The following is a 19,019-nucleotide window of genomic DNA, read 5'->3' as shown; positions in this document are numbered from 1 at the left end:
TCGATGGTGACCTCTTCTGTCTTGGCGGCGGTGATGTCGCCGTACATCTTGAACAGGCCGTTGGGGTCAATCCCCCGGATGTGCTCCATATTGACCCGGGCGCCGTAGGTGGACTGGTTGTAGCGCTGGGCCATCTGCTCAAGCCATTCGCGGGTGATGGCGCGGCCATCGGTCGTGCCCCCTTCTACGGCAACACGGAAAAATTTGGACTTTGCCATGGGTTGGGATCCCTTTGGTGATTGGGTGGTGATGTCGCGGTTATGGTCTGGGTGACAGGCGGGATCGTGCAATCGGCGGCCAGTGTGTACGGCGCTGGCACACTGGCGGGGTGGCGTTTGGATGGGTTGTGGCTGGGTAGACTGGCGCCATGACGACAGCACCCTTACTTTTCCCCCATATCGAACCCAGACGGCAGGCCATGCACCTGTACTTTCAGGGGTACAAGATCCGAGCCATTGCGGAGCTGCTGGCGACCCCCGAGGGGACGGTCGCCACCTGGAAATCCCGCGATGGTTGGGATGACATCAAACCCATTGACCGGGTCGACTTCGCCATCGAGGCGCGGATGTGCCAGCTGATCGCCAAGGAGGTGAAAAGCGGCGGCGACTTCAAGGAGATTGACCTGCTGGGTAGGCAGTTGGAGCGGATAGCCCGGGTCAACAAGTACAGCAACGGAGGCAATGAGGCCGACCTCAACCCCAAGGTGGCGAACCGCAACAAGGGGCCGAAGAAGGCACCCGAGCGCAATGTGGTGGAGCCCGAACAGCAAGAGCGGCTGATCGAGCGCTTCGAGTCCACCATGTTTGGCTACCAGCGCACTTGGTACGAGGCTGGCAACCAGCACAGGATCCGCAACCTGCTCAAGTCTCGCCAGATTGGGGCGACCTACTTCTTTGCCTTCGAGGCCTTCATCGATGCCCTGGTCACCGGGCGCAACCAGATTTTCCTGTCGGCCAGCAAGGCGCAGGCTCATGTGTTCAAGCAGTACATCATCCAGTTTGCCAAGGAGGAGGGGGTGGAGCTCAAGGGCGACCCCATGGTGCTACCGAACGGAGCGCACCTCTACTTCCTCGGCACCAACGCCCGCACCGCCCAGAGCTACCACGGCAACATCTACATGGATGAGTACTTCTGGATCCATGGCTTCCTTGAGTTCCGCAAGGTGGCTTCCGGCATGGCGATGCACAAGAAGTGGCGCCAGACCTACATTTCCACCCCATCCAGCCTTTCCCATCCCGCCTATGCGTTCTGGTCCGGCGCCAACTTCAACCGTGGCAAGGCGAAGGCAGACCGGGTCGAGATTGACCTGAGCCACGCCAATCTTGCCAGCGGTAAGCTGTGCGCCGATGGTCAGTGGCGGCAGATTGTCACGGTCGAAGATGCGGTGCGCGGTGGCTGCGACCTGTTCGACCTGGATCAGCTGCGCAGCGAGTACTCCGAGGAGGAATACCTCAACCTGCTGATGTGCATCTTCATGGATGACACCTCGAGCGTGTTCCCGCTCGTCACCCTGCAGCGCTGCATGGTCGACAGCTGGGAACTGTGGGACGACTACAAGCCCTTTGCCCTGCGTCCGCTGGGTAGCCGGCCGGTGTGGATCGGCTATGACCCGGCCAAGGGTGGGCAGGGGGATAGCGCAGGTTGCGCCGTGCTGGCTCCGCCGGCGGTGCCCGGCGGCAAGTTCCGGGTGCTGGAGCGCCACCGCTGGAGCGGGATGGACTTCGACGCCCAGGCGCGAGCCATCAAGGCCATGTGCGAGCGCTACAACGTGTGCTACATCGGCATCGATACGACCGGGATCGGGGAGGGGGTCTACCAGTTGGTGAAGCAGTTCTACCCGGCGGCGACCCCTATCCAGTACAACCCGAGCGTGAAAATCCAGATGGTGATGAAGGCGCAGGATGTGATGAACAAGGGGCGGCTGGAGTTTGACAGCGGTTGGACAGACCTCGCCCAGGCGTTCATGAGCATCCGCCGCGCCGTGACCGCGGGCGGCAAGCTGCCGACCTTTGAGGCCAGCCGGTCAGAGGAAACCAGCCACGCCGATATTGCCTGGGCAACGATGCAGGCCCTGTTACACGAACCGCTGGCAGGTGCCACCGGTGCCAATACCAGCATGATGGAGATTTTCGCATGAGAAAGCGCCGCCCACAGCGCCATACCTCGCCGATGACGGCGACCCAGAAACCCGGCGCGGCCATCGAGGCGTTCAGCTTTGGCGAGCCGGTGCCCGTCTTATCGCAACGGGAGGTGTTCGACTACCTGGAGGCCATGCACAACGGCCGCTGGTACGAGCCGCCCCTCTCCCTCAATGGGCTGTCTCGGGTCTATCGGGCCGGGGTGCATCACGCCTCGGCCATCCAGGTGAAGCGCAACATCCTGCGTTCCTGTTTCATCCCGCATCCGAAACTGAGCCTGGCCGCCTTCACCGGGTTGGCGCTGGACTATCTGATCTTCGGCAACGGCTATCTGCAGGCGGTGCAGAACCGACTCGGCGGGGTGCTGCGCTATGACCACCTGCGGGCTAAATACACCCGGCGGGCTCTGGACTTGGACACCTATTGGTGGATTGCCCAGCCCGGGCAGGAGCAGGCGCTGCCGGCCGGGCGGGTGGGCCATGTGATGGAGAGCGACATCAACCAGGAGATCTACGGCATCCCCGACTATGTCGGCGGGCTCAACTCTACCCTGCTCAACGAGTCGGCCACCCTGTTCCGCCGCAAGTATTACGAGAATGGATCCCACGCTGGGTTCATCATGCACATCACCGACGCAGTGCAGAACGAGGGCGACATTGCGGCCTTGCGTGAGGCGCTGCGCCAGAGCAAGGGGCCCGGCAACTTCCGCAACCTCTTGCTCTACACCCCTAACGGCAGCAAGGACGGGGTGAGGCTGATCCCGGTTGCCGAGGTGGCGGCCAAGGATGATTTTCTCTCCATCAAGAACGTCAGCCGCGACGACCAGTTGGCCACCCACCGGGTACCGCCCCAGTTGATGGGAGTGATGCCGAACAGCACGGGCGGGTTCGGCGATGTGACCAAGGCCGCCCAGGTGTTCGACATCAACGAGATCGACAGCATCAAGGCCAGCCTGCTGGCGCTCAATGACTGGGCAGGGGAGGAGGTGATCCGGTTCAACCCCTACAAGCTGGCCGCCGGTATCGAGCAGGCCAGCCAAGGCGACATGCTGCGCTGACCCTGCCTGTGCATCCCGACCACCCCGCCACCTGGCGGGGTTTTCTTTTGCCCCTCACATGGCCGCATCAGCGGCCCGCTGCTGCATCACCGATGCGGGCTATCCTTGCACCCTCGCAGATCCTTTCACGCGCATCCTGAGCGGCTGGCGCAGCCTGCTGCCCCCCCCCTGCCAGCACCACTGGCGCGCAATCGGGACCCCGCCTCGCCTGCGCGCTTTATGTGTCGATTTCCATGCGGTTGAAAGATTGGTAGGGGCTAACGGGAGGCCGTGCCAGCACTGGCCGCGCTCGCATCTACAGCTCCCTTTAGCGATCCTTCACTTTCTGTCAGATCCATTCATTCTTGAAATGTAAAGGTGGCTTGCAATCGTTTCTGCAGGATCTACTGAGTCAAGAGCTCTTGTTAGCGATATTGCTATGTTTGAAATAGCTTCATCACTGATCTTATTCATGCTTATTGGCCAAATGAAATTAACACTTTCAGGCCACATTCGTTTTGCATTCCCTCCTGTTAATGTCAGTATTTCATCTTCAACTATCATCGGACTTAGCAACTTTTCATTTGGGCCCAACATAATGACGTAAATGCCCATGCATCCCATAGCTATCGTTACCTGATTATACTCAATTCCATTTTCGTTAAGGTTTGCAATGCCAAAGCTATGCCTTGAATATAGGTCGATTGGTTCATTGCTATTAAATATCCACACGCCGACATTTAAATCTGGCTTTTTTGTTTCATATAAGTTTTTCATGTGATGTTGAGATATTGCACGTTCACATGATTCATCAACTAACGTCCGTATCAAAGCCGTCTTGTATGCCCATGTGTAGATAAGCTCTGCATCAGATTTACACCCAAAAACATTTAGATTTTTCACAAGCCTGAATTGTAGGTTTTCAAATTCAGAATCTATTTTGTTTAACCAGCCACTATTGCAGCTTTCACAAACTGAACCAACTTGCTGTTCATATGGTGATGCATTATATGATTTTGGTTTTTCTGCCGTTATTACGCCGGATTTTTTTGAAAATCGCATGAAATTTGTATGAGTATCGTTGCGGCCAAATATAGACCTATTCTTTTTTCTGAAAATATGCTCCTTATTTATTTTTTTTGTTGCACTTGTTATCCCGCAAAAAACACATATTTTCATGAAATTTAATCCATCTATGTTTTGTGAAAACGATCTGTGTAATGTCACATTTTAACTTTCGGTAAGCCAAACATATCAAGGCTTATTTAATTCCTAATGTTACTTTACCAGAGGTTACTTGTTGCTTTGGAACTATTCACGCATTCCCAATGTTTGGCCTGACACACCTCCTATATTGTGTCATCAGAACAGTGTGTCAACGAAAGACGGAGCCAAATGCCGAACGGTGATCCTCTTCTGGCTGTTTGTTATACTGTGTTTTTATACAGTCAATTGAGATAGCCCCCATGTTTGCTCAACCCACCCCCGATGCTCCCTTGTTGGAGCTGCCTCTGTTCCTCTCCCCGGTGGCCTGCGGCTTTCCATCGCCGGCGCAGGACTACACCGAGCAGACCATCGACCTCAATCAGCTGTGCGTGGCCCACCCGGCGGCCACCTACTTCGTGCGGGCGGCCGGTGACAGCATGGTGGACCACGGGATCCGCGATGGTGACCTGCTGGTCGTCGACCGCAGCCGCAAGGCGCTGCATGGCTGCGTGGTGGTCGCCGCGGTCGATGGCGAGTTCACGGTGAAGAAGTTGCAGCTTGAGCCATCGGTGGCGCTGCTGCCCGGCAATCGGGCCTATCGTCCCATCTATTTCAACGATGGGCAGGAGCTGGAAATCTTCGGGGTGGTGGCCTTTGTCGTGCACAAGATGGATACCCCATGAACAAGTACTGCGCCGTCGCCCTGGTCGATGTGAACAACTTCTACGCCAGTTGCGAACGGCTGTTTCGGCCTGATTTGAAGGGGCGGCCCATCGTGGTGCTCTCCAACAACGATGGCTGCGTGGTGGCCCGTTCGGCGGAAGCCAAGGCGCTGGGCATCAAGATGGGGGTACCCTACTTCCAGATCCGCCAGTTCTTCGAGGCCATGGGTGGGGTATGGTTCTCCAGCAACTACGCCCTCTATGGCGATATGTCGAACCGGGTGATGACCATTCTGGAGGGGATGGCCCCGGCGGTGGAGGTCTACAGCATTGACGAGGCCTTTATCGAGCTGAGCGAGCGCTGGGCTGGCGACCTGGTGGCCTATGGTCGCCAAATTCGCGAGCGGGTGCAGCAGTGGACCGGGCTAGTCGTTGGGGTCGGCATCGGCCCCACCAAGACGCTTGCCAAGCTCGCCAACTACGCCGCCAAGAAGTGGCCCGCTACTGGCGGTGTGGTGGATCTGCGGGATGAAGGGCGGCGCACCCGGTTGATGGCGATCACCCCGGTGGACGAGATATGGGGCATTGGCCGACGGCTCACCGCCAAGCTGGAGGCGCAGGGCATCAAGACGGTGGCCGACCTGGTCGCCGCCGACCCCAAGAGCCTGCGGCGCCGCTATGGCGTGGTGGTCGAGCGCACCGTGCAGGAGCTGCTGGGGATCCCCTGCGCAGAGCTGGAGCAAGAGGCTCAGGCCAAGCAGCAGATCATCTGCTCGCGCTCCTTCGGCGAGCGCATCACCCAGATCGGCCCCATGCACCAGGCGTTGGCCGGTTACATGGAGCGTGCCGCCGAGAAGCTGCGGGGCGAGGGGATGTGCTGCCGGCATGTGACCCTGTTCATCCGCACTAGCCCGTTCAGCGACCGGGAGCCCTATTACGGCAACCAGGTGAGCACCAAGCTGGCCATGCCCACTCATGACACCCGGGCGCTGCTGGCTCTGATCCCGGAACTCCTCCCCCGTATCTGGCGCGATGAGCAGCGATACCAGAAAGGGGGCGTCATGCTGGCCGACTTCACCCCCGCCAGCATGCAGCAGGGAGACCTGTTCGCCGCACAGCAGCAATCCCCGCGCAGCGAGGCGCTGATGCAGGTCATCGACAAGATCAACCAGGGACGGCTGGGGAAGGTCTACTTCGCTGCCCGTGGCCGCGACACCCGGGAGTGGATGATGAAGCGGGAGCAGTTAAGCCCCCGCTATACCACCGCGCTCGGCGAGCTGCCGGTGGTGAAGTGATGACGGCGGAGGGAGTCAGTACATCCGTTCGATCAGCTTGCCATAACTTACCATCATCCATCCGGCGGCAAAAACGCTGGCCCAAGTGAGAAACCCAATGAACGTTTCCGGGATCATGGCCTGAATGATGGGCCACTGGTCAAACAAACCTGGTGGAGTGGGGAGTGCCGCTTTGCCATCCGTGATGGTCTGAAGTCTGGAAAAAGCCCGTTCGAGACGGCGTTCAAACACGAGTGTTCTGACGCCCAGCATCAGTGCCCCCAAAGAGGACAGCATCAGCAGGCCACCCAAGAACTTCAACACCCCAGGCTCCATGATGAGCGAAGCCAGAATATCTTTCAGACGCTCCATGTAGACTGTCCAATAATAGGATTTATTCGGAGCACTATATCTGTTTTCCCCGCTATTGGCATTTAGCTACGATGATCCACCACCACCTGGTGCTGTGCCGGCCGATATGTTGGGTTGAGCTGTTCGGCGGCGCCAGGGTTCGCGCGATCGGTCGGGCTACCCGGTGCTATCCAGAGGGTGCGGCCTGTGCAGGCACAACGGATGGTGCCGCTCTGGTCGATGGCTACTGGGGTGAGCCCGTCCACCGTATGGCGGCGGCCAACCGAGCGGCCATCAGCGGTCAGCACCGGCACAGTGGGGCGGCTGGCCTTGGCCTGATACGGGTTTGGAATTTCGGTGGCAATGGCCGGCAGGGCCAGCGATAAGGGGCGAGGGTGGCGGCGGCGCAGAATGGCAGACGCAACAGCCTGCTGTTTGCCCTTGAGCATCCCCACCCACTGGCTGATCTCGTTGGCTGGCCAGCGCTGCTGGAGAATGCAGGTCACCCGATTATCCAGGCGGCGGTACTCTTCGCGGCTGACGGTCTGTTTGTTGTTCATACCCACTCCTCGCTGTAGTCGTCCTGTTCCTGCATCCACTCCGGCGCATCCAGCCCTTCCAGCACGCGCCACATCTCGGACTGATAGGGCTGCGGCAGCATCTCTATCCAGCGGTGCGCCCCGGCGTGGCCCTGCGCCTGGTAGACCTTGCCGCACAGCTCAACCAGCATCGGCCAGTCCTCATCGCCTTCCGGTACCGCGTACTCATCCGGCAGGCCCTGTTCGGTTGGCATCTGGCCTTCTGGCTGCCAATCCGGCTCGCTCGGGATAGCCCGGCTCGACTGCACCTGGCCGTTCTCCAGCCAGAGGGTGAAGCCGTCCGCGTTGACGCTGGCGCCAACCCGTAAACGCCCGATAGAGAAGGGAGATAAACCCCATTGCTCTGCCATCAACTGATCAGCGAACGCCTCAGGATCCGGCTGCGTACAGTTATTGTCAGAGCTCCAAGGAGCCGGGCTGTCGCCCGACTTAACCCCAACACCCCCAACCGAACCCTCGGCGGCCTTGGTGGCCTCAAAGGTACCGGCAGGCACCACTTCCCAGCCGGGAAGACGGGTGCGCACACCCAGGTGGGCGGTATGCAGCCCCATCAGGCGCTTGATGTCTTCGCCGTAAGCGTTGGCCTGTTCCTCGATGAGATGGGCCAGCTTGATGGGGTGCTCGGCGCGGGTAGAGAGGGCCCCACCCATGGCGTGGAGGTAGCAGCGGAAGATGCCGTTATCGGCGGCATAGCGGGCGGCCTCAAAGCGCGGGTCTTGCAAGACCGGCTTGGGTGGGCCCACCAGATCGCCGTGCTTCTTGGCGTTGCTGATGCGGCGCAGCTCGCGCCATACCCCGACCGGGGCGCCGCCGATCTGCTGGAAGGTTCGGATCCCCCACCAACTTGCCCAGGCGCAGGCATGCTGGGCACCCTGGTCTGCCTTGGTGCCCGCTTCTTCATCGCCATCCACATGCTCGCCGTCGATGTTCTTGGCGATATAGGCGGCGATGTAGCCGGTGGCGTCCCCCTTGGACGGGTCGATCTCCTTCCAGTCGAAGCGCGGGGTAAAGTCGGTGAAGGGAATGCCCAGATTGTTGCGCTCCAGCTCCTGCCGATCATCTGTCAGGGCATAACGCTGCAGGGTATCGATCACCCCATTCCGGTCGCATTTGCGCATAAACAGCAGCATGTGCCAGTGCGGCGTGCCATCGTGGTGCGGCTCACAAACCCGGAAGCCATAGATAGGCATGCCCCAGCGCTTCAGGTATGAACGGGCCCGGCTCCATAGCTGGCCCAGATAGGCGCAGGTGTCGCGCGGGGTGGCGCCCTGGTACTTGTCATTTTCGATGGTCTTGCCGTTGCGGCCCGTCTTCCAGGCATGGAAGCGGCTCGGGGCTGTCCAGGTGAAGAATACCCCCACATGGCCCTGCTCTTCGGCGTAGTCTTCAAAGCCGCGCATGCGGGTCATCATCTCGGCGCGGCGGTTGACCGGGTTGGCATTGCTCGCTTCCCAGCAGTCCTTCATCGAAATCACCAGATCGTGCTGGCTGTTCATCACCTCCGACTCGGCCAGCCAGCGCATCATGGCCCGCTTGCGCTCGCGCACCACCTTCATGGTGGCGTTCGAGACGTAGGCAGAGACGCCCTTGCGCACTTTGCCCAGCAGGATGGCGATGTGCTCTTGCAGCCTATCCCAGCAGCGGTTGACGCGCCTCTCCCACCACTTGGCGGAGAGCAGGCGCACCATGACGCTCAGGATCCAGTTATCCCTGGCCTCTTTGGTTTTGAAGTCCGGCATCCTGCCGATGAACCCCCACTGGTCGGCAGGCTGCTTGATGGATTCCCATGTCTCCATCAGATCCAGCTCACCGGCTGCGGCGTTCTGCTCGATGTTCTTCCAGATGGCGGCAGTCTGGTTGGCGAACTGGTGGGCCACCCGCTTGCGACCGTCGTCGTCGCGCAGGTGCTGGGCATCGACCGGCAGGGCTATCACCAGGGAGCGGACCCACTTCACCCGTTCCCGCAGCCAGATGTTTGCGCTGCGGCAGTTGCGGGCGGTGCCATCTTTGCGGCGGCGCACGTACTGCTTGAACAGCACCTGGGTGAACTGCATGGAGAGGCCATCGAGCAGCTGCACCGCCCAGACCAGATCGGATTCACCAGGGGCACCGACAAAGGCGGCCTCCAGCTTGGTGCCCGGCATGGCATTGGCGAGGGCATCGATACGGGCCTTGAGGGTCTTCTTGGATAGCGGCAGCTGGTTGCGTTTTGGCGTCGGCAGGCGGCTGATGGCAAAACCAAGATGGCCAGCCTCGGCGGCTGGCCCTGTTTTCTGTTGGTTGGTCATTGGTGATGGGTACCCGACAGCTCTTTGATGTTGTTCCGGCAGGAGACCAGCGCATGGCGGGCATGCCTCGCCATCTTTCTGGCTGCGACACACTGGCGCAGGGTGAGGGAGACCGTGCAGCGGGGGCGAGGGGAGAGCTGGCGCATGGCCAGCAGGTCGCGCTGGTAGCTGCGCAGGCGGGCCTCGTCGCCCATCATGGTGTCGAACCATCTATCCACACGGGTTTGCAGGTCTGCGATCAGGCGGTGGCTCATGCTGCCTCCTCTACAATCAGGTGGCTCAGACCATCCGGCAGGGCAACACGGTTCCCTCTGTCCCAGATAAACCAGCAGTATTCGCAGGAGTCGGAACCGCCGCCCACGAACCGGGGGCGTGGCACCAGGATCGGGGTCTTGTTCGGGAATCCGATTTCAGCCCAGAACGGCACCCGCCGCTTGCTGCCGAGGAAGTTCACCCGTTGCAGGTAGATGAGCGTCCCGTCCGGTGCGAGTTCGGACAGACTCTTTCTCATGAATTCCTCGGTGAGGGAAAACGGCGGGTTGGTGATGATGACGTCGAACTGGCTGCCAAAGTCCCAGTCCAGGTAGTCACGGCCATGGCGGATCTCGGCCCACTCCTTCTGACCATCAGGTAGTGGGACGGCGTCATAGATGTTCCCCTCGGCGCGGCACGGTTCCATAAAGGTGTCTCCCTGACGGAACTTAATGTGGCGCATCAGTGCAGCCACGGCGCTGCTTGGAGTTGGGTAGAGCTCGCGCTCGATGGTGTTGCCGGTCGTGCTGCTCATGCCTGATATTCCTTGTCGTCGCGGTCTGCATTAGCCTCGCTGCAGGCCAGCGCCAGCAGCCCATACATCGCCAGCAGCAGCACTGCTGAGCGAGTGACAACCAGATCCTCACGCCGCAGGCCATCACCCTGGTTCAGCTCTGCCAGCAGTTGCACGACCAGCTCGCCGGTGTCCTCGAAGGCAGCCAGCCGCTTGCTCAGCTCGTCGGCTGACCTGTAGCCAATGCAATGAGCGGCGGCCGACATGGCGACCATGCTGGTGTTTACCTCACCGACAAGCGGCTCTGGGAGCGAATCGCCGTTAACACCGACCCAGTCGCTCAGGCTGGCGGCGGTGGTTTTGACCACCCCATACAAATCCAGCACAGCCAGCTCGGCGGCCAGCCTGGCCCGCATTGCCATCGGGTTTACATAGATGTCGCTCATGCCTCATCCCCCATCACAGAGTCGTCATCGAGCAGATCCGCGGGGCGGCTGGTCACGACCAGCTGCACCTGGATGTACTCATCACCGGAGTAGAGCTCGCCCAGGGCGATGCGGTTTTCCTGCTCGCCGGTGGCCAGCAGTTCGGTCAGCAGTGGCAGCACGGCCTGCTCTGCCCGCTTGGCGATATGAATGGCGTCGATGCTCATGGTTGAGCCCTCCGGTTCATGGTGTGGAACAGCTGGTACCAGCGCTGGTTCTGTCTGGCCTGGGCCATCAGGGACTTGCCCTCCGAGCCACGGTAGAGGTAGGAGTAATCGGTGCTGGCGCGAAGCCGCGCCGGCAGCGCGTGCACGGCGGCAATGGCGGTTTGCCGGTTGACCGGCTGTAACAGCTTGTTCATGCCACCCCCTCGATGATGCGGATGGCGCCAGAGGTCAGGCGTTCCATGCGGGCGTCCCCGTTCTTGCCGCGCAGCCAGGTGGTGCCGCAGTTGATGTAACCGCGGCTGACCAGATAGGCGCTGGCGGCCTTGATGGTCGGTTCGGTGTGACGAGTGATAACGGCGGCCATGATCAGATCCCCCCACGGCGGTTGACGCACGACCAGACCGCCCGCCAGGCCATGGCGGCCGGGCGTTCTACTGCATGGATCAGGTCTGGGCTGGTGCGGTAACGCTGACCACGGCAGGCCAGCTTGCGGTTTTGCAGGCGCAGGTTGCGCAATTGGTCACGAATGGCTAAAGTTGGCATGTCGATTCTCCTTGTTGACGATGGAAAGCCCGCTGGTGTTGGCGCACCGATAGCGGGTTTTTTATTGCCCGATGGCCCTGGGGCCTGACTGGCACATCTCATTGCCCGCCAGCACGGCGCGTTTCATCCGCAGCTTGGCGGCGCGTTCCTTCTTCTCTCTCTCGATATCCCCGATGGGTCTGGTCACTGGCGCCGGGTGCCACACCTTGGTGTCACAGCCGCCGCGAAACTCCCCCTGATACTCCAGCGCGATCACTGCCATCCTTACCGCCTCGCGTTGTGCGTGGGGCAGGGCTGATAGGGTGGCCGCCATCAGCTCGCCTCTTGGCTGGCGGGCGATGGCACAGATGGCCGCTTTCTTGGCCTGGCTCAGGGCCAGCCAGTCGGTGTCCAGACTGGAGCGTGTTTTGCCGAACAGCTCCCGCAGGATCTGGCAGCCGGCGGTGTTCATGGCCACCTGCTCATCGGGGGTCAGCCCCGCCAGGTTGCGCTGTTCATGGTCGATGCGTTGCGTTTGCATGGGGTTCTCCTTCCTGTAGGGGGCCTAGGCCCCTTCCTGTTCTGCGGTTGTTTCGGTGGCCCCGGCCTGTGCCTGCTTGAGTTCCTCAATGGCGCGGAACGGGCGCGGCTTGGTGGGCAGGGGCGGGGTGGCGGTGCTGGTAGGCTCCTCTTGTGGGCTGCGGCTCCCCTTGAGCCGTGGCACCAGAACGGCGGGGTTGGGCAGGGCGCTGGGCACGTAGTAACCGGTCACCGTGGACATCACCTGGAAGACGTACCCACAGAAATCGTTGCTGCAGCGATAGCGCGCCTGCACGGTGAGATCGCTCATGCGCTGTGAGGTTCTGACGTTGCTGTAAGACCCACAGTGAGGGCAGGGGAAAAACTTGGACATGGGGTCTCCTATGCGCCCATCGCCACGCGGGCCATGTCGGCGGCGCAGGCAAGGCTGGGTACGGCGTGGAATTTGTCTTCCACCTCGGTGGCAATCAGCACCAGGTGCTCGATGCCCGCCCAGATTCCGCTGATGACCGCATTGCGATGGGCCTTGGTAACGCGAGGGCCGCTCAGCAGGGTGGTGGCTTGCGCGGTGACCCCCAGGATCTGGGCCCCTGCATTGAGCGCCTGTTGGGCGCGGGCCTCGGGGGTTGGCGCGGCGGCGGCGGGCAGCTTGGTGGCGGTCAGACCGCAGTCAAACAGCAGGCCGTCAAACAGGGTGTCGTCCCCGGTGGCGCGATAAAGGGCGATGAGGTCGAGGGCGGTGAGCTTGTGTTTCTCGCTGGCCGGGTTGAATTTGTTGTGCAGCACACGGCTCGGCATGCCGAGCTCGCGTTCCAGCTCGCTGATGTTGTGCATACCCTTGAAGGTGTCGCAGGCCGCCGCAAAGTGGTTGTGTGAAAAACAGGACTGGTTTGACACTCTGATTTCCCTCCAAAGGACGATATGGTTAACCCGCGTGTTTGAACTGGGGTGCCAACACCGACCCCGCCATCTGCTTGGCGATAAACACATGCACCTTGACCATCGACAGCTCATTCGGGAGTTCTTTCTCCATGATCTCGAGCTTGCCGGCTTTGACCCAGCCACGGGCGGTATCGGTAGAAACCCCGATCCACGCGGCAAACCTGGCGATGGGCATCAGTGGTGGGATGTCTGCCGATAGCACCAGGGTGATCGCGCTGACGGCGGGGGCCGGTGTCGGCCTGGCCGCTGGGTTGATATGACGAGGTGGCATGGTGGTTACGCCTTACCAGGTTGTGCGTTGGTGGGGTCAGCCTTGGCGGCAGCAGTCGCCCGCTGGACGCTGGGGATCTCCTCCAGCGGGGTGCCCGGCGCGACGCGCTGAGATGGGCGCCGTTGGCCAGACGTGGTGGCGGGGTCGGCTTTCAGCGCACCGCCGGTCACCACCTCGATCTGGTAGGCGCGGCCCTGGGGGATGGTGTCGCCCCATTGGGAAACTGCCGCCTCTGAAATGTTAAGCTTCCGTGCCAGCTCAGCCGCTGAACCGAAGTAGTTAATGACATCTGCTTTTTTCACACTTATCGCCCAAACCTTAAGTTTTTACGCGGTCGATCCTAACTTAGGGTTAACCCATAAACAAGCTTAAGTTTTGATTTATTTAACCTTAAGGTTTTCCTTTGAAAGTTAAGCTAGGTTAATGCACATATCGGATCGAATACTCAGCAGAAGAACTGCTCTCGGCCTTTCCAAAACCGCACTAGCCAAGGCGATTGGCATAAGCGGTGTTTCGGTAGGGAAATGGGAGTCAGGCTTGAACCAGCCAAAAGGCCGCTATCTCAATGATTTAGCGGCTGCTCTTGGTGTGTCTGTCGATTGGCTGCTGACCGGCAATGAATCGAGTTATGAAGTGGAGCACTTCGTTCCTGCCTCAGGGAGTTCTGGGAAAACCAGTGATGCCCTGAAGCTGGTGAAGCAATTTTTTGAACAAATGAATGCTGAGCAGAGGGCTGCTTTCCTCTCTGACAGTGGGCACGACAATTTATTGGTTTTATCACCTGAAGAGCATCGGTCCTTGTCCGATGTGGCAGAAGATGGTGCTAGCTTAAGCAACGTCGAACCGGCGGTGATCCCGCAGGGGGCGAGGGTGCCGATCCTGAGCTATGTGCAGGCTGGCAACTGGCGGGAGATTTGCGAACAGGCCACGGGTTTTGATGGCAACGTGGAGTATGTGACGGCCAGTGTGGACATCGGTCCCTGTGGCTTTGGCCTCTGGCTGCGTGGCAACTCGATGACCCCGCAATTCAATGAGGGGGACCTGGTGATCGTGGACCCTGACGAACAGCCACGCCCGGGGGATTTCGTGGTCGCCAAGAACGGTAGCGAAGAGGCCACCTTCAAGAAGTACCGGCCCCGTGGCATTGATGAGAGTGGGCAAGAGGTCTTTGAACTGGTCCCCCTCAACGACGATTACCCGCCCATGCACTCCGACCGGCAGCACATCGAGATCATCGGCGTGATGGTAGAACACCGTATTTTCAGAAAACGATAGGGCGCTGGTGCGCCCTTGTTTTTTCCTGACCCATGGAATGGATAGCGACATGCGCAAACCTATAAAAATCATCATCGCGATGGTCTGCACCTTAGCGATGTTCAGCGCCTCTCCCACCTTCGCCAAAGGGAGGAAACCCTGCTCGGGTAACAAGGGCGGGATCTCTCACTGTGATGGAGAGCGGTTTGTCTGTAACGATGGCTCATACAGCGCCAGCAAGAAGATATGCAGCGCAAGCGGGTCGAGCGCCTCGGGGATAAGCAACTCTTCTGGTTCTCGCAAATATTCCTCCACGACTCGAAAGCGCAGCGACACCAGCACCCGCAGGCGCAAGGGATAACCCACAGCATTCTGCGACAGACTGCGCATCGACGATGGTCGAACTTGCCGCATTGTCAAACGAGGCGGCTGATTGGCTGTACTTCTCACTCAGGAGCAAACCGATGAAAAGTGTACCGAAGACCGGGTTGTATCTTTCTACCAAGAACGTCGAAGGCATGAGGTTGGTGGTTGAGGATGTCTTTGCTGAAGACGGTGATGACTTCTATCTCGTCAATGTGATTGATGAAGCCAGCAAGGATGACTTCTCCGCGATGGGCGATGAGATGGACGGAGAGCAATGGGAAGCGCTTGTCGCTGAATATGGCTTAGTTCATCAGGCATAGGGCAGCGATTTCTGTCTCAACCTAATGGGGCTACGAATGAAAAAGTATCTGTTCACCCTTTTATTATTTTCATTCTGTTCTCAAGCCGGTACCGCCTTGAACCGCGCCTCAAAACCTTGGGCGCCACGGCCAAACCTCGAGCATCATCGGTAAGATGGTGGAACTTAGAACGAGAGCTGTGACTCCAATACTGGAGTCAATGGTTCTTTAGTCAGGTATTTGAAACCGGAGTGTAAATGATGGATCAGATGGGTCAGGGTTTAGTCGATGGGCGAAAGTTGGCAGAGCTGCCCGATGAATTTACGATGAGTCAGTACCACAAGGAATATACTGCTGGTCTTATCGTAGGCCACATCGCTCAAGATCAGTTCACGAGGGGATTTCCTGCCTATGTGACAGCTGGTTTCTTGCACGATGAGTACAAAAAATACCTAGCAAAACAAGATCTTATTTTTATGGCAATCAGAAGGATTTTCATTAAAGAAATTGCTGATGAAGTAATTCATCGTTTCGTAAGTCTTCAAGAGATTGACGATACTGACGGTTATTAAGCAGCACTGTCGACAGTGATGGCGGTGGCTTTAGGAGGGCGCTGACGCGCCCATTTTCACATCCGTTTCCCTATCCTAGAAGTTATCCAGTCGCTCAAAGGCTTTCCCCCAGGGCAAGCGACGACCATTGCTTCGCATTCTGGTGTAAGCCTCTTTCGCAGTCTCGATATTGATGATCCTCTGCCGAACGAGCATTTCTACCGCCCAGAGCGTGCCCATCACAATGACACTATTGTTTTCTGCAAGCTCCCTTAACGCACTATCGCCGGTCAGTAAAGGGCAAGCTTCCTGCTTAGCGAGCGCCAAGGCAAAGCAATCATTTCGGCTCGTCTTGCTGCCTTGCCCGATCAGCTCCATCGCATAGGTCATGCTGCCTGGTGTTAATTCACCGAGCGTTAAACCAAGACCTAACAGATGGCTGTGTTGTTCTTCAAGTTCTTCAAAATAGAGAATGTCGGGGATGCTGAATCGGTATGGGAGTTGAAAGAACGCGCCGAGCAACTCGCCTTCTTCCAAATCAATCAAGATATTCGCATCGCTAATTAGAAGTTGCATCCAACGCTTCCATTTTACGGGCCTGATGGAACGAAACTAGAGATGAACCTAGTAGCTCGGCTGCTTTTGATTCTCCGATGATATTTTCGCCTAGGGCGCGATACACTAATTGCTGAAACAACAGGGTCGTCTCCTTGGGGAAGGGTTGACCAGGTTCCCGTGAACGCCATCCATTGCGAGAAAAATACATAAACAACCCTTTGCGGGTTGATTCAGATATGATCGCTAGGTCACATGCCCGATATAGGCAGGCTTGCATGCTCAAGCCATACTCCATCTTAAGCATGTAAAGTTCTTGTACTTCCAACCGCTGTCGAACAGAACCGAGTTCGGCGCGCATAGCCGCCGCTGGCAGTAGTAAAGCACCGGCAAACCGGTTACAGGCTTTCTCTTCGTCGATGTCTGCAGGGAGCATTGTGTGTAACAGTAAGTGCCCAAGTTCGTGGGCCAATGTAAATCGCTGACGATCACCCGGCCAATTTGCCGACACCACAATGACCGGTTGGCCGGCGATGCTGGCCTGCAAACCATCAAACTTCGTACGTTCATCAATGTTAGTCACGATGACCAATATGCCATGTGATTCCAGCACATCGATCAGTTTTGAAATTGGACTGGTACCCAGTGACCACGCTGCGCGGAGTTCCTCAGCAAATGAGTCTATGTCACCAATTTTGGATATCTTTTGGGTAGGTAAAACTGGTGCGCTGTATTTAGCGATTGGAAAAACAGGCCACAAGTTAACGAGTTCTTGCCAACGTTCGGCCTGATCCACGACATCTGCTTTGATGCTGTTAAGCACGGACACCGGGGTGCTGCTGCGTTTACGGTACTCGATCCCAGCGAGTTCGACTTGAACCGGGCGGAAAAAATACTCACTACGCACCCCTAGGGCACGAGACATCTTCACCAGCACACCAGAGCTCGGCATGCTCTCGCCGTGTTCGTACTTTTTGATCATGTTGGCGCTGATCCCAGCCTGCGCCGCTAGAGCCTGCATAGACAGGCCTGCAGCAGAACGGGCACGTAAAAGGCGCTCACCAAACACGTCGACCTCCTTGGTTTATGAAGTTATAAAATTCTCCATAAATATAAACCATACAGAGTTAATTTTACTAGATGTCTATTTGCTGCTAGGTCGCGTGACCGAAGGTGGTATCTCCCCTGCTGTTTTATCGATACTCTGCGGCGTAAACTTCCTAAGTAGCTCAGTCAGTAGCTCAGTCAGTAGCTCAGTCAGTAGCTCAGTCAGTAGCTCAGTCAGTAGCTCAGTCAGTAGCTCAGTCAGTAGCTCAGTCAGTAGCTCAGCCAGTTCCTTTGTTAACTCATGAGTCTGATTTTTTAGAGTCCGACAATCAACGCGTTGGTAGGTTTATCAATTAATGACAGTCCGCAAACTCGAAGACGGTAAGCCCAAGCTCTGGCTGGTCGAAGTCTATCCCCAAGGTCGTGATGGCCCCCGCAAACGCAAGCGCTTCGCCACCAAGGGCGAAGCGTTGGCATGGGAAAAACACATGCTGGCGCAGCCCTGGCAGCAGCCAGAGGCGGATAATGTGGATGAACGGCGGCTGAGCGATCTGGTGGCACTCTGGTATGGTCGCCACGGTCAAACCCTGACGGATGGCGACCGGCGCCGCGACAAGCTGATCTGGTTGGCAGAGGCGCTGGGCAACCCGCTGGCGACCGAGTTCACCGCCCAGCAGTTTGCGGCCTACCGCGAGCGGCGGCTGGCAGGCGAGCTTTATGTGCCCGGTCAGCGCAAACAGGTCTCCCCGACCACCATCAATCGTGAACTGCTCTACCTGCAGGCCGTGTTCAATGAACTCGGCCGCCTGGGTGAGTGGGCCCACGGTAACCCGCTGGAGGTGCTGCGCCAGTACAAGGTGCAAGAATCCGAGCTGGCATTCCTGAATCAGGATGAAATCGAGCAACTGCTGGCTGCTTGCGCAGGTCTGAAAGACCTGTGGTTGATCGTGATGCTGTGTCTCTCGACCGGGGCGCGTTGGTCTGAGATTGAAAAGCTGACTCGCTCACAGGTCGGCATCGGCCGGCTGACCTTCACCCGCACTAAGGGCAAGAAGAACCGCACAGTGCCGGTGGCTGGCTGGCTGTTGGCCTTGCTGCCCAAGCGCACCGGCCGCCTGTTCGGTGATTGCTACGCCGAGTTTGAGAAGGCGCTGCGCCGCGCGGGGATCACCCTGCCGGCCGGCCAGCGAACCCATGTGCTACGACACAGCTTTGCCTCCCACTTCATGATGGGCGGCGGCAACATCCTGGTGCTGCAGCGCATCCTCGGCCACACCGACATCAAGATGACCATGCGCTATGCCCACTTCGCCCCTGACCACCTCGAAGACGCGGTCAAACTTAACCCGATCACCGCGCTGAAAGATGGCGGCAAAATGGCGGCAGCGCTCACCAGCGACACCCAATAACCCCCATCCATACCCAAGTAAACCCGCGAAAACACGGCAACTCATTGATTCACTGCGGCTTGCGATGGTTTCAAAATCCGCCGTAGCAATACGTGTCGGTTCGAGTCCGACCCCGGGCACCATCAGATTCCATGACAAAAGGCCATCCTCGCGGATGGCCTTTTGTTTTTCCGGGCGGTGCGAAGAGGTGTACCCTCAGACCCACAGACCCACAGACCCACAGACCCACAGACCCACAGACCCACAGACCCACAGACCCACAGACCCACAGACCCACAGACCCACAGACCC

General features: G+C 58.5%; 28 protein-coding genes. 8 read left to right on the top strand and 20 right to left on the bottom strand.

Features of this window, described 5'->3' with window-relative positions; all coding sequences use genetic code 11:
- A partial coding sequence (locus tag AB5Y70_RS13060) for a GPO family capsid scaffolding protein (RefSeq protein ID WP_368176039.1) occupies positions 1-218 on the bottom strand: 218 nt, incomplete at its 3' end.
- 149 nt (positions 219-367) lie between these two features.
- On the opposite strand from AB5Y70_RS13060, the gene AB5Y70_RS13055 reads away from it, so the two are divergent.
- Together AB5Y70_RS13055 and AB5Y70_RS13050 are read left to right on the top strand one after the other, a co-directional pair.
- Positions 368-2,137, top strand: a complete 1,770-nt coding sequence (locus tag AB5Y70_RS13055) for a terminase ATPase subunit family protein (RefSeq protein WP_368176038.1) — start codon at positions 368-370, stop codon at positions 2,135-2,137.
- Entirely contained in the window at positions 2,134-3,195 is a 1,062-nt protein-coding gene (locus AB5Y70_RS13050) for a phage portal protein (RefSeq protein ID WP_244081748.1), read from the top strand. The genes AB5Y70_RS13055 and AB5Y70_RS13050 overlap by 4 nt, the downstream gene beginning before the upstream one ends.
- 318 nt (positions 3,196-3,513) lie before the next feature.
- Here the strand turns inward: AB5Y70_RS13050 and AB5Y70_RS13045 are convergent, their stop codons facing one another.
- A complete protein-coding gene (locus AB5Y70_RS13045) occupies positions 3,514-4,353 on the bottom strand; it encodes a hypothetical protein (RefSeq protein WP_368176037.1) in 840 nt (279 codons plus the stop codon).
- A gap of 287 nt (positions 4,354-4,640) precedes the next feature.
- On the opposite strand from AB5Y70_RS13045, the gene umuD reads away from it, so the two are divergent.
- Both umuD and umuC read left to right on the top strand, forming a co-directional pair.
- Positions 4,641-5,063 (top strand): translesion error-prone DNA polymerase V autoproteolytic subunit, encoded by a 423-nt coding sequence (umuD, locus tag AB5Y70_RS13040; RefSeq protein ID WP_368176036.1) that lies wholly within the window; start codon positions 4,641-4,643, stop codon positions 5,061-5,063.
- Positions 5,060-6,337 carry a translesion error-prone DNA polymerase V subunit UmuC gene (gene umuC, locus AB5Y70_RS13035; RefSeq protein ID WP_368176035.1) on the top strand — a complete coding sequence of 426 codons (1,278 nt, stop codon included), beginning with the start codon at positions 5,060-5,062 and terminating at the stop codon, positions 6,335-6,337. Before umuD ends, umuC begins: the two co-directional genes overlap by 4 nt.
- A gap of 15 nt (positions 6,338-6,352) precedes the next feature.
- Here umuC and AB5Y70_RS13030 read toward each other — a convergent pair whose 3' ends face one another.
- The 15 genes from AB5Y70_RS13030 to AB5Y70_RS12960 form a co-directional block, all read right to left on the bottom strand.
- Complete coding sequence (locus tag AB5Y70_RS13030; protein ID WP_368176034.1) at positions 6,353-6,688, bottom strand: hypothetical protein; 336 nt, start codon at positions 6,686-6,688, stop codon at positions 6,353-6,355.
- Positions 6,689-6,750: 62 nt separating this feature from the next.
- Positions 6,751-7,227: a hypothetical protein gene (locus AB5Y70_RS13025; RefSeq protein WP_368176033.1), complete on the bottom strand. Its 477-nt coding sequence runs from the start codon at positions 7,225-7,227 to the stop codon at positions 6,751-6,753.
- The gene (locus AB5Y70_RS13020; protein WP_368176040.1) at positions 7,224-9,410 is read right to left on the bottom strand and encodes a replication endonuclease; all 2,187 of its coding nucleotides are present in this window, start codon (positions 9,408-9,410) and stop codon (positions 7,224-7,226) included. The genes AB5Y70_RS13025 and AB5Y70_RS13020 overlap by 4 nt, the downstream gene beginning before the upstream one ends.
- A gap of 140 nt (positions 9,411-9,550) precedes the next feature.
- Positions 9,551-9,808 (bottom strand): hypothetical protein, encoded by a 258-nt coding sequence (locus tag AB5Y70_RS13015; protein ID WP_368176032.1) that lies wholly within the window; start codon positions 9,806-9,808, stop codon positions 9,551-9,553.
- Positions 9,805-10,341 (bottom strand): DNA methyltransferase, encoded by a 537-nt coding sequence (locus AB5Y70_RS13010; protein ID WP_049636495.1) that lies wholly within the window; start codon positions 10,339-10,341, stop codon positions 9,805-9,807. Before AB5Y70_RS13010 ends, AB5Y70_RS13015 begins: the two co-directional genes overlap by 4 nt.
- Complete coding sequence (locus tag AB5Y70_RS13005) at positions 10,338-10,766, bottom strand: hypothetical protein (protein WP_368176031.1); 429 nt, start codon at positions 10,764-10,766, stop codon at positions 10,338-10,340. The genes AB5Y70_RS13010 and AB5Y70_RS13005 overlap by 4 nt, the downstream gene beginning before the upstream one ends.
- Positions 10,763-10,972, bottom strand: coding sequence for a hypothetical protein (locus AB5Y70_RS13000; RefSeq protein ID WP_102949131.1), 210 nt, complete (start codon positions 10,970-10,972; stop codon positions 10,763-10,765). The genes AB5Y70_RS13005 and AB5Y70_RS13000 overlap by 4 nt, the downstream gene beginning before the upstream one ends.
- The gene (locus AB5Y70_RS12995; protein ID WP_223933174.1) at positions 10,969-11,166 is read right to left on the bottom strand and encodes a hypothetical protein; all 198 of its coding nucleotides are present in this window, start codon (positions 11,164-11,166) and stop codon (positions 10,969-10,971) included. Before AB5Y70_RS12995 ends, AB5Y70_RS13000 begins: the two co-directional genes overlap by 4 nt.
- Positions 11,163-11,336, bottom strand: coding sequence for a hypothetical protein (locus AB5Y70_RS12990; RefSeq protein WP_368176030.1), 174 nt, complete (start codon positions 11,334-11,336; stop codon positions 11,163-11,165). Before AB5Y70_RS12990 ends, AB5Y70_RS12995 begins: the two co-directional genes overlap by 4 nt.
- A 2-nt stretch (positions 11,337-11,338) precedes the next feature.
- Positions 11,339-11,515, bottom strand: a complete 177-nt coding sequence (locus tag AB5Y70_RS12985; protein ID WP_223933176.1) for a hypothetical protein — start codon at positions 11,513-11,515, stop codon at positions 11,339-11,341.
- A 61-nt stretch (positions 11,516-11,576) separates the two neighbouring features.
- On the bottom strand, positions 11,577-12,035 hold the full coding sequence (locus tag AB5Y70_RS12980; RefSeq protein ID WP_368176029.1) for a hypothetical protein: 459 nt from the start codon (positions 12,033-12,035) through the stop codon (positions 11,577-11,579).
- Positions 12,036-12,059: 24 nt separating this feature from the next.
- On the bottom strand, positions 12,060-12,407 hold the full coding sequence (locus AB5Y70_RS12975; RefSeq protein WP_244057262.1) for an ogr/Delta-like zinc finger family protein: 348 nt from the start codon (positions 12,405-12,407) through the stop codon (positions 12,060-12,062).
- A gap of 8 nt (positions 12,408-12,415) precedes the next feature.
- Complete coding sequence (locus tag AB5Y70_RS12970; protein ID WP_368176028.1) at positions 12,416-12,931, bottom strand: phage regulatory CII family protein; 516 nt, start codon at positions 12,929-12,931, stop codon at positions 12,416-12,418.
- A gap of 28 nt (positions 12,932-12,959) precedes the next feature.
- Positions 12,960-13,247 carry a hypothetical protein gene (locus AB5Y70_RS12965; RefSeq protein ID WP_244057266.1) on the bottom strand — a complete coding sequence of 96 codons (288 nt, stop codon included), beginning with the start codon at positions 13,245-13,247 and terminating at the stop codon, positions 12,960-12,962.
- A gap of 5 nt (positions 13,248-13,252) precedes the next feature.
- A complete protein-coding gene (locus AB5Y70_RS12960; protein ID WP_368176027.1) occupies positions 13,253-13,549 on the bottom strand; it encodes a Cro/CI family transcriptional regulator in 297 nt (98 codons plus the stop codon).
- A gap of 121 nt (positions 13,550-13,670) precedes the next feature.
- Here AB5Y70_RS12960 and AB5Y70_RS12955 point away from each other — a divergent pair, with 121 nt between their 5' ends.
- The gene (locus tag AB5Y70_RS12955; RefSeq protein WP_368176026.1) at positions 13,671-14,522 is read left to right on the top strand and encodes a S24 family peptidase; all 852 of its coding nucleotides are present in this window, start codon (positions 13,671-13,673) and stop codon (positions 14,520-14,522) included.
- A 165-nt stretch (positions 14,523-14,687) separates the two neighbouring features.
- Here the strand turns inward: AB5Y70_RS12955 and AB5Y70_RS12950 are convergent, their stop codons facing one another.
- Positions 14,688-14,891, bottom strand: a complete 204-nt coding sequence (locus AB5Y70_RS12950) for a hypothetical protein (protein WP_244057270.1) — start codon at positions 14,889-14,891, stop codon at positions 14,688-14,690.
- Positions 14,892-14,965: 74 nt separating this feature from the next.
- Between AB5Y70_RS12950 and AB5Y70_RS12945 the strand changes: the two genes are divergently transcribed.
- Both AB5Y70_RS12945 and AB5Y70_RS12940 read left to right on the top strand, forming a co-directional pair.
- The gene (locus tag AB5Y70_RS12945; protein WP_368176025.1) at positions 14,966-15,187 is read left to right on the top strand and encodes a hypothetical protein; all 222 of its coding nucleotides are present in this window, start codon (positions 14,966-14,968) and stop codon (positions 15,185-15,187) included.
- A 236-nt stretch (positions 15,188-15,423) separates the two neighbouring features.
- Complete coding sequence (locus AB5Y70_RS12940; protein ID WP_368176024.1) at positions 15,424-15,738, top strand: hypothetical protein; 315 nt, start codon at positions 15,424-15,426, stop codon at positions 15,736-15,738.
- 75 nt (positions 15,739-15,813) lie between these two features.
- Here the strand turns inward: AB5Y70_RS12940 and AB5Y70_RS12935 are convergent, their stop codons facing one another.
- Both AB5Y70_RS12935 and AB5Y70_RS12930 read right to left on the bottom strand, forming a co-directional pair.
- Positions 15,814-16,293 (bottom strand): PIN domain-containing protein, encoded by a 480-nt coding sequence (locus tag AB5Y70_RS12935; RefSeq protein ID WP_279977566.1) that lies wholly within the window; start codon positions 16,291-16,293, stop codon positions 15,814-15,816.
- Positions 16,277-17,341 (bottom strand): XRE family transcriptional regulator, encoded by a 1,065-nt coding sequence (locus tag AB5Y70_RS12930; protein WP_279977567.1) that lies wholly within the window; start codon positions 17,339-17,341, stop codon positions 16,277-16,279. Before AB5Y70_RS12930 ends, AB5Y70_RS12935 begins: the two co-directional genes overlap by 17 nt.
- A gap of 334 nt (positions 17,342-17,675) precedes the next feature.
- On the opposite strand from AB5Y70_RS12930, the gene AB5Y70_RS12925 reads away from it, so the two are divergent.
- The gene (locus AB5Y70_RS12925; protein WP_368176023.1) at positions 17,676-18,728 is read left to right on the top strand and encodes a site-specific integrase; all 1,053 of its coding nucleotides are present in this window, start codon (positions 17,676-17,678) and stop codon (positions 18,726-18,728) included.
- Positions 18,729-19,019: the final 291 nt, after the last annotated feature.

The organism is Aeromonas sp. s1(2024) (genome assembly GCF_040908005.1).
GTDB lineage: Bacteria > Pseudomonadota > Gammaproteobacteria > Enterobacterales > Aeromonadaceae > Aeromonas > Aeromonas caviae.
This window is presented reverse-complemented; position numbering and strand designations above follow the sequence as displayed.